Source organism: Streptomyces caelestis (genome assembly GCF_001279005.1).
GTDB classification, from domain to species: domain Bacteria; phylum Actinomycetota; class Actinomycetes; order Streptomycetales; family Streptomycetaceae; genus Streptomyces; species Streptomyces heliomycini.
On the sequence record NZ_LGCN01000212.1, the window covers coordinates 131,477 to 145,633 of the forward strand.

Here is a 14,157-nt window from a genome sequence, read left to right on the forward strand (position 1 = left end):
GAAAGCGCGGCGGGGGACCCGCCGGGCGGGGCGGCTGTCCGTGCCGCTCCGGAGCGGCACGGCCCGGTTCCACCGGATCGTGTCCGGCAGGGATGTCAGCCGAGTGACATCACGCCGGTTCCCGCCGGTCCGGTTCCTTCAGCCCTTCAAGGAAGCGCGTGAAGGCGGCGGTTGGGAAGGTGAGGGTAGCCCGGGCGGGGGCCTTGGAGTCGCGGACGGCTGCGTGGGTGGACGAGGTCGCGATCTCCACGCAGTTGTTTCCGTCGCCGCCACCGGAGTAGGACGACTTGTGCCAGTTGTCAGGGGTGGACACGGAGCCTCACAGTTCCTTGGCCAATCTCTGGATGAGGTCACGCGACTGGTTGGAGTCGAGCGACGCGTCCTCAACTCTACGGAAAACCGTTCGAAAAACTCCGAGTTGGGCCTCGGAATCGATGAAGCCGGTGCCATGCGGTGCGTCGCGGACGGCCGTGTCCAGCTTGGGCACGCCCCCGCCCGCCAGCATCATGGGGCTCCATGTACCACCGAAGCCGTCCAGATCGAAGGGGATGACGCGCACGGTGACGTGATCGGCCTCTGAGAGTTCCAGGAGGCGAGTGAGCTGGGCCCGTGCGGTGGCTCGATCCCCTACCTTGATACGAAGTGCCGCTTCGTGGATGACGGCCTCGTACGGAACCGAGGCTTCGAAAATCACCTTCCGCTGCATCCGATGACTGACTCGCAGATCCAACTCCGCATGGGGAAGTTCGGGCACCCGGGAAGAGAAGGCGGCCCGGGCGTAGTCTTCCGTCTGCAACAAGCCGGGGATGAACAAGAACTCCACGTCACACCGGTAAGTGGAGTGGTGCTCCAACTCGGCGAGGTCCAGGAACGACGTGGGCAGTAGGCCCCGATACTCCTCCCACCAGCCACGGGCCCGGTCCGTCGCCATGACGACGAGGGCGTCGATGAACGCCTCGTCCGTACACGAGTAGTGTGCCGCGAGGCGGCGCAGGCGCTCCTCGCTCACACCTGCGAGTCCGGACTCGATGTGGCTGATCTGAACGCGGTTCACTCCGAGCAGCGCCGCCGCCTCGATGGCGGAAAGCCCCGCCGCGTCTCGCAACCTGCGCAATTCGACCGCCAGACGCAACTGACGTGCGGTGCACTCGCGCCTCAAGACCATGCAGGGCTCCTTCGGTTCAACGAGCCCACCAGTGCGACCCGTTCGGGGGCAGATTAGGCGATCGGCTTGCTGCGTATGACATGTTAGCCCTACCTTCAGTGACGCGACGCACACCGTGCGACACCGGCCCGCCGGAAGCGCACCGCTCCGTCCTGCCGTGACGGCTGCGGCAATGACACCTGGGCCGCCTCCAACTCCCGCACCCGAAACGGAGTCCCGCATGCCCGAAAACGAACCGTGGGAGTACTCCCTGTACATCCCCAACGACCTCCGCGCCGTCACCGTCAGCCGCCGTACCCTCCGCCTGATCCTGACCATGCACGGGCTGATCCGCCTCGTCGACGTCGCCGAACTCCTCGCCACCGAGCTGGTCTCCAACGCCGTACGGCACACCAAGGGCCCCGCCGGCCTGCGCGTGCACTGGTCGCCGCCGGGGACGTTGCGGATCGGGGCGTGGGACGCGGACCCTCAACCTCCGGAGCCGCCAAGGCAGTTCGAAGACGAGGCAGAGGACGGGCGGGGGCTGGCGCTGGTGCGGGCCTGTGCCGACGTGTGGGGGTGGCAGCCGCTGTCCCGGCAGGGCAGTCAGGGCAAGTACGTGTGGTGCGAGCTGTCGGCGGCCTGACGCATGGCTTGCCCGCACGTGACTTCCAACGGGTGCTCGACCCTCGTGAGCGGAAACGAAGTCGACCGGCGGCTCGCGGCGGCGTTCCGGACGACGCGGACGCGTACCACCAGGTCCACAAGGTCTCGCTCGGCGGTCTCGTCGTACCGGACGGGCACGGCACCATCCTGACTGCCCTGGAGTGGGCCTTCCGTGTCCTGCCACCCGGTCGACGAACTGGTCGGCCCGGGCTTCCGGCCGGCCGGACGAGGAGCACACCGTCCTGGCCTCCTGCCGGGCCCTTACGCCCGACGCCGCCGAGACCCTGCTCGCGCTGCTGGACGAGGACGACCACCTCACCCGTCCGGAGGCCGCCTACGGTCTCGCCCTGCGCGACGACCCGCGCACCGCCGAGGCCATCGGGCGGATCGGTCACGAGAGCTTCGCGGACGACCACCGGTGGTGCACGCTGTGGCGCCGGCGGTACGACAAGGAACACCCGGCCGCCGGGTGACGGTCCCGGACGGCTCATGTCCTGTCCGGTCACGGGGCCGCACCACAACCGCACCGGATCGAGCGGGGAACAGCGGTGAACGGCGCCAAGCCCGACAAGGGCGAAGTTCATCCGTTCATTCAGGTCAGTGCCCGGACCGACCCTCGAAGTCCCTCGCATCCCCTCAACTGGGGTGTTGCGACGACCACGAGAACTCAAGAGCGACCCGGGCCTTGCCGACTGACGAGGGCTTTGGCGCGTGCCTCAGGCGACGGTGTACTCCGCGTCCCCGAAGTCCGCGACTACGCGCAAGCGGCCGCCGAGCGCTTCCACGTAGGCCCGGAGAGTCGCGACCTCCGCGCGATCCAGCTCACCGTGCTCGATGGCGGAGACCCGAGGTGCCGAGACCCCCATCGACGCGGCCACTTGGCGCTGAGTCAACGCCTGTTCACGCCTGACCTCCGCGAGCTTGTGAGCACGCACTTCGGCGGTCAATCGGTCCATGGCCGCTTGCTTCTCCTGAGGCGACCGCACCGGCAGCCCCGAGGCCGCACGCCGCTCGCGCGCCCTGCGCTTGGTCTCCTCCCAGCCCACGGTGCTCATTCGTACTCCCTGGTTTCAAGATCAGCCAGATGTGCCTGGTACCGCTCTTCAGCAAGCGGAATGTTGATGTCGTACCAGCGCTGCCAGTTTCCGGCTTTGTCGCCGGCCACCAGCAAAACTGCCCGGCGTACCGGATCGAAGGCGAAGAGGATGCGGATCTCACTGCTCCCGGATGATCCCGGCCTCAACTCCTTCAGGTGATGGTTCTCAGCACCCTTGATCCGATCCACCAGCGGACGGCCGAGCGTCGGGCCCGCTGCCGCCAGCATGTCGATGGCGTCCTCTACCTGTTCGGAGCTGTCCCAGTCCTCTTCGGCCAGCGCCTCGAACCATGCCGCGACCTCCCCGACGAGAACCACTTCCCATTGAGCCACGGCCACCATGTTAATGCAAGGGTTAACCTCGCCGTGGCGGTCGACCTGACCGGGACCGACACTCGGGGCACACGCCGGGCAGGCCCGGACAAGACCTGCCGATGGCGTGGCCCGCCCGCGTGGACAGGGAACGGCGACAGCAGGAGAAGCTCCCTCGGCGTCTCCTCGATGCGGCTTTCGCGGGTGACGGCGCCCGGCATGCGCGAGGCGCTCCCCGCACACCAGCGGGTGGCGCCGCCTGAAGAGGTCCGGGCCACCCGCCGGTCACGATTCGGTTTCGGCCACTCGCCACCCCCTTGTCAGCCACCCGTGTAATCGATTCCAATCCTCCGTGTAATCGATTCCACGAGGAGGTGGGACGGCGATGGCGAGCATCAAGGACGTCGCCGCGCGGGCCGGGGTGTCCGTCGCCACGGTGTCACGCGTCCTGAACGACCATCCGTCGGTCAGCGCGGACGCCCGCACCCGCGTGCTGGCCGCCGTCGAGGCGCTGGGCTACCGCCCGAACGCCGTCGCCCGCTCCCTGCGCACCGATCAGACCCGCACCCTCGGGCTGGTCATCAGCGACGTGATGAACCCGTACTTCACCGAGCTGGCCCGCTCCGTCGAGGAGGAGGCCCGCGCGCTCGGCTACAGCGTGATCATCGGCAACGCCGACGAGCGGCCCGACCTCCAGGACCACCACGTCACCACCCTGCTGGACCGCCGCATCGACGGCCTGCTCGTCTCCCCCACCGACGGCGGCTCCCCGCGCATGCTGGACGCCGCCCGCACGGGCACGCCCATGGTCTTCGTCGACCGGTGGATCCCCGGTGTGGACGTGCCCGTCGTCAGGTCCGACGGACGCGGCGCCGTACGGGACCTGGTCGCGCACCTGTACGGGCTCGGGCACCGCAGGCTCGCGATCATCGCCGGGCCCGCCGCGACCACCACCGGCCGCGAGCGCGTGGACGCCTTCCGGGAGGCGCTCGGCGCGTACGGGCTCGCCCTCCCCGACGCCTACATCGGCCAGGGCGACTTCCAGGCAGACAGCGGGCGCCGGGTCACCGAGGGCTTCCTCGACCTGGCCGAGCCGCCCGAGGTCGTGTTCGCCGCCGACAACCTGATGGCGCTCGGCGCGCTGGACGCCGTCCGCGCGCGCGGGCTGCGGGTGCCCGACGACATCGCGCTGGCCGCGTTCGACGACATCCCGTGGTTCGTGCACACCGATCCGCCGGTCACCGCCGTCGCCCAGCCCACCCGCGAACTGGGCCGGGCCGCCGTACGCGCGCTGGTCGACCGCGTCGAGGGCCGCCCCGGCGCGTCCGTGACCCTGCCCGCCCGGCTCGTCGTACGCCGCTCGTGCGGTGAGCCGACACCCCCACAGTCCCCCTCCCCCGTACGAAGGAGTACGTCGTGAGCAACCCGGACGAGTTGCTGCGCATCGAGGGCATCCGCAAGACCTTCCCCGGTGTGGTCGCGCTCGACAGCGTCGACTTCGACCTGCGCCGGGGCGAGGTGCATGTGCTCCTCGGTGAGAACGGCGCCGGCAAGAGCACGCTGATCAAGATGCTCTCCGGCGCCTACACGCCCGACGCCGGCCGGATCGTAGTCGGCGGCCAGGAGGTGCGCGTCCACGGTGCGCAGGACTCCGAGCGGCTCGGGATCGCCACCATCTACCAGGAGTTCAACCTGGTCCCCGATCTGACGGTCGCCGAGAACATCTTCCTCGGGCGGCAGCCGCGCCGCCTCGGGATGATCGACCGGAAGCGGATGGACGCGGACGCCGAGGTGCTGCTGAAGCGGGTCGGGGTGGACGTCTCCCCCCGTGCGCGGGTGCGCGAACTCGGCATCGCGCGGCTGCAGATGGTCGAGATCGCCAAGGCGCTCAGCCTGGACGCGCGGGTGCTCATCATGGACGAGCCGACCGCCGTGCTGACCTCCGAGGAGGTCGAGAAGCTGTTCGCCATCGTGCGGCGGCTGCGCGAGGACGGCGTCGGGATCGTGTTCATCACGCACCACCTGGAGGAGATCGCCGCCCTCGGCGACCGGGTCACCGTCATCCGGGACGGCCGCAGCGTCGGCCAGGTGCCCGCCTCGACCCCCGAGGACGAGCTGGTACGGCTCATGGTCGGGCGGTCGATCGAGCAGCAGTACCCGCGCGAGCGGGGCGAGGCCGGTGACGCGCTGCTCAAGGTCGAAGGGCTGACGCGCGACGGCGTCTTCCACGACGTGAGCTTCGAGGTGCGGGCCGGTGAGGTCGTCGGCATCGCGGGGCTCGTCGGGGCCGGGCGGACCGAGGTGGTCCGGGCCGTGTTCGGGGCCGACCCGTACGACGCCGGGGCCGTGCACGTCGCGGGGGCGCCGCTGCGCCGCCACGACGTGAACGCCGCCATGGCGGCCGGGATCGGGCTCGTGCCCGAGGACCGCAAGGGGCAGGGGCTGGTGCTCGACGCCTCCGTCGAGGAGAACCTCGGCCTGGTCACCCTGCGCTCCACTTCCCGCGCCGGGCTCGTCGACCTCAAGGGTCAGCACGAGGCCGCCGAGCGGATCGCCGGGCAGCTCGGCGTGCGGATGGCCGGACTCGGGCAGCACGTGCGCACGCTCTCCGGCGGCAACCAGCAGAAGGTCGTCATCGGCAAGTGGCTGCTGGCGAACACCAAGGTGCTGATCCTCGACGAGCCGACGCGCGGCATCGACGTCGGCGCCAAGGTCGAGATCTACCAGCTCGTCAACGAACTGACGGCCGCCGGCGCCGCCGTGCTCATGATCTCCAGCGACCTGCCGGAGGTGCTCGGCATGAGCGACCGGGTGGTCGTCATGGCGCAGGGGCGCGTCGCCGGCGAACTCACCGCCGGCCAGGCCACCCAGGACGCCGTGATGGCCCTCGCCGTCAGCACCACTCCCCACAGCAACGGAACGGAGGCCTCCCGTGGCCACTGACACGCTCAAGGGCAAGCCGGGCGCGCAGGGCGGCGCCACGGCCGGCCTGCGCCGCCTGCTCCTCGACAACGGCGCGCTGACCGCGCTGATCGTCCTCGTGATCGCCATGTCGGCGCTGTCCGGGGACTTCCTGACCGCCGACAACCTCCTCAACGTCGGCGTCCAGGCCGCCGTGACCGCGATCCTCGCCTTCGGCGTCACCTTCGTGATCGTCTCGGCGGGCATCGACCTGTCGGTCGGCTCGGTCGCCGCGCTGTCCGCCACCGTGCTGGCGTGGAGCGCGACCGAGGCCGGGATCCCGGTCGCCCTGGCGGTGCTGCTGGCCGTCGCGACGGGCATCGCCTGCGGTCTGGTGAACGGTTTCCTCATCTCGTACGGGAAGCTGCCGCCGTTCATCGCGACGCTGGCCATGCTGTCGGTGGGGCGCGGTCTGTCGCTCGTGATCTCGCAGGGCTCGCCGATCCCCTTCCCGGACTCCGTCTCCCACCTGGGCGACACGCTGGGCGGCTGGCTGCCGGTGCCGGTGCTCGTGATGGTCGTCATGGGGCTGCTCACCGCCTTCGTGCTCGGACGGACGTACATCGGCCGTTCCATGTACGCCATCGGCGGCAACGAGGAGGCCGCGCGGCTTTCGGGCCTGCGGGTGAAGCGGCAGAAGCTCGCCATCTACGCGTTCTCCGGTCTGTTCGCCGCCGCCGCGGGCATCGTGCTCGCCTCCCGGCTGTCCTCCGCGCAGCCGCAGGCCGCGCAGGGCTACGAGCTGGACGCCATCGCCGCCGTCGTCATCGGCGGCGCCTCGCTGGCGGGCGGCACCGGCAAGGCGTCGGGCACGCTGATCGGCGCGCTGATCCTGGCGGTGCTGCGCAACGGGCTCAACCTGCTGTCCGTGTCCGCGTTCTGGCAGCAGGTCGTCATCGGTGTGGTCATCGCGCTGGCGGTGCTGTTCGACACGCTGCGCCGCAAGGCGGGCGCGACCACCCCGGCCGCCGGGGCGTCCGGGGGCGGGAACCGGGGCAGGCAGGCGCTCACGTACGTGATCGCCGCCGTCGTCGCCGTCGCGGTGGTCGGCGCGACCTCGCTGCTGCACAACGGGTCGTCGGCCGCGAAGACGCAGAAGATAGGCCTGTCGCTGTCGACGCTCAACAACCCGTTCTTCGTGCAGATCCGGGCCGGCGCCGAGGAGGAGGCGAAGAGGCTGGGCGTGGACCTGACGGTCACGGACGCGCAGAACGACGCCTCCCAGCAGGCCAACCAGCTGCAGAACTTCACCAGCGGCTCGCTCTCCGCGGTCGTCGTCAACCCGGTGGACTCCGACGCGGCCGGTCCCTCGGTGCGCGGTGCCAACAAGGCCGGCATCCCGGTCGTCGCCGTGGACCGCGGTGTGAACAAGGCGGACACGGCCGCGCTGGTCGCCTCCGACAACGTCGAGGGCGGCGCGCTGGGCGCGAAGGCGCTCGCCGAGAAGCTCGGCGGCAAGGGCACCATCGTCATCCTGCAGGGCCAGGCCGGCACCTCCGCCAGCCGCGAGCGCGGGGCGGGCTTCGCCGAGGGCCTGAAGGACTACCCGGGCATCAAGGTCGTCGCCAAGCAGCCCGCGGACTTCGACCGCACCAAGGGCCTGGACGTGATGACGAACCTGCTCCAGGCGCACCCGGACGTCGACGGCGTCTTCGCGGAGAACGACGAGATGGCGCTCGGCGCGATCAAGGCGCTCGGTTCGAAGGCCGGGAAGTCGGTCCAGGTCGTCGGCTTCGACGGCACGCCGGACGGGCTGAAGGCGGTCGAGGCCGGCACGTTGTACGCGTCCGTCGCGCAGCAGCCGTCGGAACTCGGCAGGATCGCGGTGCGGAACGCGCTGCGGGCCGCCGAGGACGAGAAGGTGGAGCACACGGTGAAGGTGCCGGTGAAGGTGGTCACGCGGGAGAACGTGGCCGGCTTCGAGGGCTGACGCCGGGCACGGGGACACACGGGCGGGCGGTCACGACGACCGCCCGCCCCCACATCGGATCCACGCGGATCCACGCGGATTCACTCGGATTCACTCGGATCGGGGAGCGATTCATGTACGACTACGACCTCCTGGTCGTCGGGTCGGCCAACGCCGACCTGGTGATCGGGGTCGAACGCCGGCCGGGCGCCGGGGAGACGGTCCTCGGCTCCGACCTGGCCGTCCATCCGGGCGGCAAGGGCGCGAACCAGGCGGTCGCGGCCGCCCGGCTCGGCGCCCGTACGGCCCTGCTGGCGCGGGTCGGCGACGACGGGCACGGACGGCTGCTGCTGGACTCGCAGCGGGCGGCCGGGGTGGACACGGCGGGCGTGCTGGTGGGCGGGGCGCCCACCGGGGTCGCGCTGATCACGGTGGACCCCTCGGGGGACAACAGCATCGTCGTCTCGCCCGGCGCCAACGGCCGGCTGACGCCGGCGGACGTGCGGGCGGCCGGGAGCCTGTTCCACGCCTCCCGGGTGGTCTCCGCACAGCTGGAGATCCCGCTGGAGACGGTGGTGGAGGTGGTGCGGAGCCTGACGCCGGGCAGCCGGTTCGTGCTGAACCCGTCCCCGCCGCTGCCGCTTCCGGCGGAGGTGCTGGCGGCCTGCGACCCGCTGATCGTCAACGAGCACGAGGCGAAGGTGATCCTGGGCGACGACGCCGGGGCGGGCGACGAGCCCGAGGAGTGGGCGCGGCTGCTGCTGGCGAAGGGCCCGCGTTCGGTGGTGGTGACGCTGGGCGGCGAGGGCGCGCTGGTGGCCTGTGCCGACGGTGTCGCCCGCGTCCCGTCCGTGCGGGTGCGCGCCGTGGACACCACCGGGGCGGGTGACGCGTTCACCGCCGCGCTGGCCTGGCGCCTCGGCGCGGGCGAGCCGCTCGCCGAAGCGGCGGCTTACGCGGCCCGGGTGGGGGCGGCGACGGTCACCAAGGAGGGCGCGCAGGTGTCCTTCCCCACGGCGGAGGAGGTCGACGGGCTGTGCTGTGCCGGCCCGGGGGACGACCCCCGGACCCCCGGCCGGACGTCGGGCAGCGTGTCCGGGGCGGACGCGGAAGGCGGGGCCCGGTGAAGAAGCACGGAATCCTGAACCGGCACCTCTCCGGCGCCCTGGCCGAACTCGGGCACGGGGACGGGGTACTGGTGTGCGACGTGGGGATGCCGATCCCCGACGGGCCGCGCGTGGTGGACCTGGCGTTCCGCGCGGGGGTGCCGTCGTTCGCGGAGGTGCTGGAGGGGCTGCTCGGGGAGCTGGTCGTCGAGGGCGCCACGGCCGCGTCCGAGGTGCGGGACGCCAATCCGGCGGCGGCCGGGCTGCTGGCGGACCGCTTCCCCGGCCTCGGCCTGGTCCCGCACGAACGGCTCAAGGAGCTGAGCACCGGCGCGCGGCTCGTCGTCCGCACCGGCGAGGCACGGCCGTACGCCAACGTGCTGCTGCGCTGCGGGGTGTTCTTCTAGGAACGCCCGGCGCGGGGCGCGCACGCACTTCGAAGGGGCCCGGTCCGTCGACCGGGCCCCTTCGTCCCTCCCCGTCAGAACCCCTCAAGCCCCCCCCCGGGTCCCCACCCAGAAGTCCTGACTCCGAGTACGACCCACGAGGCGCGGGGAGGGTTGCACGGGTCGCGGAAGATTTTTCCCGGCCGTCTCCACAGGGCCTCGAACCGTGCCCACGGCCGTTCCATAGGATCATCTGCCGGATGAGCGTCGGTAGTTGCCCGATGCCGTTGAGCAGGACGGGAGATTCGCCATGGGGTTGCCCGACATACCAACGGGTCACGGCACGAAGCCAGACCTGCGTGTTTCTGACGACGACCTGACCAAGCTCGCAGACGACCTCGACGACATGCAGGACCACCTGGACAAGCAAGTCAGGCGGATGGACGGGGTGGTGGACCGCATAGAAGCCGGCTGGCGTGGTCCGGCCGGGTCCGCCTATCGCGGCTTCCACCGGGCAGCGGCCGAGGACGCTGTGCGTATCCGTGAGGTGATACGGCACCTCGAGCAGGCGGTGCGCCTGAGCAGAGACGGCTTCACCCAACGCGAGCTGGACGTGCTCGCCCAGCTTCAGCGCATCCGGGTCGACGTCGGCAGTGAGGTCGACCGACTGTCCACGTCACGCGTGGAGGCCGGTACGAACACTGCTCCGGCCACTCCTCCGCGCAGCGCCCTGGACTCGTTCTGAGGCCTTGGGCCCGAAGGCGCCATCCACATGAGCAGTCATTGACGTATGGGGGAAGACATGCCAGCCGAAAAACCTGCCGATGATCACATATCCGTCTCCTTCACCACACTCAGCGAGATCGCCGTGGAACTGGAGGACATCCTCAAGCAGCTGAACGAGAAGCTGGACGACCTGCACGACCGCGTCGTTCCGGTCGTACTGTCCTGGGAGGGGCAAGCCCGGGAGGTCTTCGTCGACAAACTCGATGAATGGGACCGTTCGGCCCAGGACCTCCAAGCGGCCCAGAAGTGGCTGCACGAGATAGTGACGACCGGCCGCATCAACTACACAGCCGCCCACCAAGCCGTGCTGCGCGGCTGGGGGGCCGCTTGATGACTACGCCAACAGCCGGGGGGACTCCGAGCGGCACGGTCGATGTCACGCCGTCTCTTCTGTACAACGTCTCAACGGGAATCGCCGACCAGCAGGATCTGCTGCACCGCGGCGTGAAGGCGTTCCTGACCGAACTGGCGCGATACCCGGACGGTGGCGGCAGGGGGACAGCCGTCCAAAGCTTTACCAGTGCCTACAAAAACGTCAGCGAACGCTTTCTCGAAGTGTGGGCAAAGTCCGTGGTCAGCGTAGGTGGTGCCGCGGTCGGTTTCACCGTCACCGGAAACAACTATGCGGCAGCCGACGCCGCGACCAATCCGTCTCCCACGGCCCAACCGCAATACCAGCCGCCTCCGGTCGTCATCGACACCCCTCCCTCATACGGTCCTGTAACGGACTTCAAGTGGGGGGACGTCGACGACGGCCAGGACTTCGTCCAGCGCGCCCTGGAGGGTGTGGAGGCCGTGGTCCTGACCGTGCTGCGCCCCCTCCTCGAAGACGCCTGCCGCTGGGGCAAGGCGGCCGAAATCCTGCCGCTGCCGAATCACCACCGCGTCAACTCGGTCTCAGAAGCCTGGCGGATGCCGCAGGTTACTCTGTCGACCGCCGACGGAATGTTGACATCGCTGATCCAGAGCATCACTCAGCAGTCCGACAGCGAGTGGTACAGCGCCATGCGTACGTTTTGCAGCACACTGTGGGGCACTTCGGCATGGGGAAAAGAGCAGCACGGTTACCATTGGAGGAATGACAGCTTCGGCAGCCCGGGAGCAAACCATCCGGTTTTTGCCGTATTGTTCGACACCTGCGAAGTCATGGTAGATGCTGTCTACCACTTCGCGAAAGCTGCTGAAGACGTCCGCGAGGACCTCCACCGGATCTATCGCAAAGCAGTCATTGACACCTTGCCCCAGATCAACTTGAGCGACGGTGTGGACCTCAAGGACGTCAAGAATCTGGGCAGAGGACTGCTGAAATTAGGCAAGGGATTGGTCACCGACCTGTCATCAGGGATAGTTCTGAATCTTGACGAACAGGCGATGGAAAACGCGGTGACGGAATACAACAACCGAATCGATCGCCAGACGCATCGCGTCAAGGACCTGATCAGCGCTCTGGACGAGGCACACAAGAGCGCCCCCTCCTTCAAGGCGGAGGAAGCCCGGGCTGAAGCATTCGGTGCGCGTGCGTTGACGGATTTCAAGGGAGATCCTCTCTATACCGTCCCGGGAGACGACGAGTCAAAGCACAAGTACCCCGTGGACTTGGCCAATCAGGAGGGCTTGGCGGGCGCTCACGTCATCGACAAGCACGTGGGCAAGACGGACGCGCAGCTGGAGCAGCGCCTCCGGGACCAGGCAAGGCTTTACCCGGACGGGGTGACCAGGCCCATCGCTGTGTCCACGTTCAACAACCTGGACGAGGCACAGCGCTACACCCAGGCCGTCCTTGATGATCCCGACAACCAGCACAAGATCGAAAGATGGTTGAGCAGAAATCCGACACAGCCCAACCAGACAAGGAACATCGGTCTCGAATTCAGTCAGCCCGTGGGCCGCTCCTGGGCGCGCGGAGATGCGCAGGCGCACGACTCCGACAAGGTACTGGTCACTCTTCGGCCCGTTCCCGGCGGCCATCCTCCGTATGTTGTACTTACCGCGATGCCCAGCGACACTCTTCCCAACTCATAAACAGGAGCACTATGCCCGAGCAAGAGCCTGTTGTCGACGCCGACTCCTGGAATGCAGCCGTGCTCGATCTGTTCGGTGGCGGTTGGACCTTCGCCCAGGTGGGCCCCAGATGCCACGACGACTGGCTCCACGATGTGACTACGGTCATGGCTCTCAAGGCCGAAGATCCACGACGCTGGGCCTCGCTCAACTATGCGCCCGAAGTCGACGAGAACCGCAGCGGCACTAATTCGCCATTTTTTCCGTGGAGTCCCGAGGAGACCGGGAAATCCCTACACGAAATCGGAGCGGAATCGGCCGGTCGGCTCCTCATCGCACTGAAAGGTGACCTTTACCAGGCTGCCAACATCCCCGACTTCGAACAACGGAAGGCAACGCTTTTCAGAAGCTCTCGAACGATTTTGTCACGGTTCGGTGCCGGAAGCCGATTTTTCACGAACGCAGTCGAGGCTCACAGAAACCCCGATGCCGACCTCCTGAACCCCGACACAGAGTGGGACTGTCTTTCCGTCTACACCACCGATTGTGGGCTCGTCGCCCTGTCCGACACGGAAATCGGCGTCTTCTGGGCGTTCTGGGAAGACTGAAGGGACCCGACCTTGCGCACCCGTTCCGCCACCTATCCCGACCACGAAACCGCCCAGTGGGCCACCCAGCAGGTCGTGACTGCCAACGAGCACGTCATCCACCGCTGGCTGGCCCAGTCCACGCGGTCACGCCTGACCATCGAGGCATCCTGGCCCACTCGCCCTGAACCAGTGGGGCGGGTCCTGTTGCAGGCGATGATGTTTGCCGGGCGAGGTCCCGTCGACGTACGCGCGGCCCGGGTGATCCTCAAGCGAGACACAAGCCACCCGCACGGTTTTATCGTCCACGCAACTTTCCCCGTCTATTTGTAGAGGGCCCGCCATGCCTCTGAGCCCTATCGATCACGACCGGCGCTACGGCGAACTGGAGCAGGTGCTCCGGGCTTACACCGGGTATCCCGCCGACGACACCGCGGGCCGGGCCGGACAGGCCTTGACGGCATACCTTCGTCAGACCTGGCACACCCGACCCTGGGCGCTGGCGATCGCCGAGCAACAGCTTCGTGAGTACGCGGAGCATCCGCCGGGCCGGTTGCGGCTGAAACTCGGAGAGTTCCACGCGGTCCCCGATGTCGGCCTGTCCGGCGGTGAGATCCAGCAGTGGCTGCGATGCGTTGCTGACCACGTCAGACGCAGCATCGAGGAAGGCGATGTGCCGCCTCCGTCGGTGCCCACGACTCACTGGGAGTGGCACGCCCGGTTCCCGGAGACCGGGCAGTTCCTGAGCAGCTGGTTCTCACAGGACATGCCGGACGAGTTCACCAGCCACGACGAGGCCGTCGAGGACTACCGATCCTCCACCGACCCGCACCTCGTGGCGCGCCTCGTCGGTGAGCTGCACGAGCTTTTCGCCCTCGGCCTGGACGAGTCCGGTTACGCTCTGGCCGTCACAGAACTGGGCATGGAGGTCGATCCGCCGGCGCCGTACAGCACCGACGGGTGGCTGTCGCTGGTGGCCGAGCGGCTCGGGGTCCCACGCACCGAGTACGGGCCTGGCCCCCAGGGAGACAAGGCTTCCTGATGGCGGGTCCGCACCAGACCCGGGCGCGTCCCTCACCAGACCAAGCAGCGTGCTCCGCGAAGCGGGCCGCCGTCTCCGCGAGGACCTCGCGGCCGTCGCGGGTCCAGAGGGCGTCGTTGAACAGTTCGACCTCGATGGGGCCGGTGTAGCCGGCCGCCTCC

Annotated in this window: 17 protein-coding genes and 1 pseudogene; 13 read left to right on the plus strand and 5 right to left on the minus strand. The window is 68.8% G+C overall.

Going from position 1 to position 14,157, the window contains the following annotated elements:
- Positions 1 to 109: 109 nt before the first annotated feature.
- Together ADK41_RS25360 and ADK41_RS25365 are read right to left on the minus strand one after the other, a co-directional pair.
- Complete coding sequence (locus ADK41_RS25360; protein WP_030818647.1) at positions 110 to 313, minus strand: DUF397 domain-containing protein; 204 nt, start codon at positions 311 to 313, stop codon at positions 110 to 112.
- Positions 314 to 319: 6 nt separating this feature from the next.
- Complete coding sequence (locus tag ADK41_RS25365) at positions 320 to 1,165, minus strand: helix-turn-helix domain-containing protein (RefSeq protein ID WP_030818649.1); 846 nt, start codon at positions 1,163 to 1,165, stop codon at positions 320 to 322.
- Positions 1,166 to 1,385: 220 nt separating this feature from the next.
- Here ADK41_RS25365 and ADK41_RS25370 point away from each other — a divergent pair, with 220 nt between their 5' ends.
- Both ADK41_RS25370 and ADK41_RS25380 read left to right on the plus strand, forming a co-directional pair.
- Positions 1,386 to 1,790, plus strand: coding sequence for an ATP-binding protein (locus ADK41_RS25370; protein WP_030818652.1), 405 nt, complete (start codon positions 1,386 to 1,388; stop codon positions 1,788 to 1,790).
- Between the two features lie 181 nt (positions 1,791 to 1,971).
- Positions 1,972 to 2,283 carry a hypothetical protein gene (locus ADK41_RS25380; RefSeq protein WP_030818655.1) on the plus strand — a complete coding sequence of 104 codons (312 nt, stop codon included), beginning with the start codon at positions 1,972 to 1,974 and terminating at the stop codon, positions 2,281 to 2,283.
- 243 nt (positions 2,284 to 2,526) lie between these two features.
- Here the strand turns inward: ADK41_RS25380 and ADK41_RS25385 are convergent, their stop codons facing one another.
- Positions 2,527 to 2,865 (minus strand): XRE family transcriptional regulator, encoded by a 339-nt coding sequence (locus tag ADK41_RS25385; RefSeq protein WP_030818657.1) that lies wholly within the window; start codon positions 2,863 to 2,865, stop codon positions 2,527 to 2,529.
- Positions 2,862 to 3,248 carry a type II toxin-antitoxin system RelE/ParE family toxin gene (locus ADK41_RS25390; protein ID WP_030818659.1) on the minus strand — a complete coding sequence of 129 codons (387 nt, stop codon included), beginning with the start codon at positions 3,246 to 3,248 and terminating at the stop codon, positions 2,862 to 2,864. Before ADK41_RS25390 ends, ADK41_RS25385 begins: the two co-directional genes overlap by 4 nt.
- A 355-nt stretch (positions 3,249 to 3,603) precedes the next feature.
- Between ADK41_RS25390 and ADK41_RS25395 the strand changes: the two genes are divergently transcribed.
- From ADK41_RS25395 to ADK41_RS25445, 11 genes are all read left to right on the plus strand, one after another.
- Entirely contained in the window at positions 3,604 to 4,638 is a 1,035-nt protein-coding gene (locus tag ADK41_RS25395) for a LacI family DNA-binding transcriptional regulator (RefSeq protein ID WP_030818662.1), read from the plus strand.
- A complete protein-coding gene (locus tag ADK41_RS25400; protein ID WP_030818665.1) occupies positions 4,635 to 6,161 on the plus strand; it encodes a sugar ABC transporter ATP-binding protein in 1,527 nt (508 codons plus the stop codon). The genes ADK41_RS25395 and ADK41_RS25400 overlap by 4 nt, the downstream gene beginning before the upstream one ends.
- Positions 6,151 to 8,109: an ABC transporter permease/substrate-binding protein gene (locus ADK41_RS25405; RefSeq protein WP_030818667.1), complete on the plus strand. Its 1,959-nt coding sequence runs from the start codon at positions 6,151 to 6,153 to the stop codon at positions 8,107 to 8,109. The genes ADK41_RS25400 and ADK41_RS25405 overlap by 11 nt, the downstream gene beginning before the upstream one ends.
- A gap of 113 nt (positions 8,110 to 8,222) precedes the next feature.
- Positions 8,223 to 9,215 (plus strand): ribokinase, encoded by a 993-nt coding sequence (locus tag ADK41_RS25410; RefSeq protein ID WP_030818669.1) that lies wholly within the window; start codon positions 8,223 to 8,225, stop codon positions 9,213 to 9,215.
- The gene (gene rbsD / locus ADK41_RS25415; protein WP_030818671.1) at positions 9,212 to 9,601 is read left to right on the plus strand and encodes a D-ribose pyranase; all 390 of its coding nucleotides are present in this window, start codon (positions 9,212 to 9,214) and stop codon (positions 9,599 to 9,601) included. The genes ADK41_RS25410 and rbsD overlap by 4 nt, the downstream gene beginning before the upstream one ends.
- Before the next feature lie 289 nt (positions 9,602 to 9,890).
- Entirely contained in the window at positions 9,891 to 10,325 is a 435-nt protein-coding gene (locus tag ADK41_RS25420; protein ID WP_030818673.1) for a WXG100 family type VII secretion target, read from the plus strand.
- Between the two features lie 57 nt (positions 10,326 to 10,382).
- Positions 10,383 to 10,697 (plus strand): WXG100 family type VII secretion target, encoded by a 315-nt coding sequence (locus ADK41_RS25425; protein WP_106979348.1) that lies wholly within the window; start codon positions 10,383 to 10,385, stop codon positions 10,695 to 10,697.
- Positions 10,697 to 12,388, plus strand: a complete 1,692-nt coding sequence (locus tag ADK41_RS25430) for an RNase A-like domain-containing protein (RefSeq protein WP_158717610.1) — start codon at positions 10,697 to 10,699, stop codon at positions 12,386 to 12,388. The genes ADK41_RS25425 and ADK41_RS25430 overlap by 1 nt, the downstream gene beginning before the upstream one ends.
- An 11-nt stretch (positions 12,389 to 12,399) precedes the next feature.
- Positions 12,400 to 12,975, plus strand: coding sequence for a hypothetical protein (locus tag ADK41_RS25435; RefSeq protein WP_030818678.1), 576 nt, complete (start codon positions 12,400 to 12,402; stop codon positions 12,973 to 12,975).
- Positions 12,976 to 12,987: 12 nt separating this feature from the next.
- Positions 12,988 to 13,287 carry an RNase A-like domain-containing protein gene (locus tag ADK41_RS25440; protein WP_030818680.1) on the plus strand — a complete coding sequence of 100 codons (300 nt, stop codon included), beginning with the start codon at positions 12,988 to 12,990 and terminating at the stop codon, positions 13,285 to 13,287.
- 10 nt (positions 13,288 to 13,297) lie between these two features.
- On the plus strand, positions 13,298 to 13,996 hold the full coding sequence (locus tag ADK41_RS25445; RefSeq protein WP_030818682.1) for a contact-dependent growth inhibition system immunity protein: 699 nt from the start codon (positions 13,298 to 13,300) through the stop codon (positions 13,994 to 13,996).
- A 46-nt stretch (positions 13,997 to 14,042) separates the two neighbouring features.
- On the opposite strand, the pseudogene ADK41_RS43430 reads toward ADK41_RS25445, so the two are convergent.
- Positions 14,043 to 14,157, minus strand: a pseudogene (locus ADK41_RS43430) (sugar phosphate isomerase/epimerase); the annotation flags it as partial.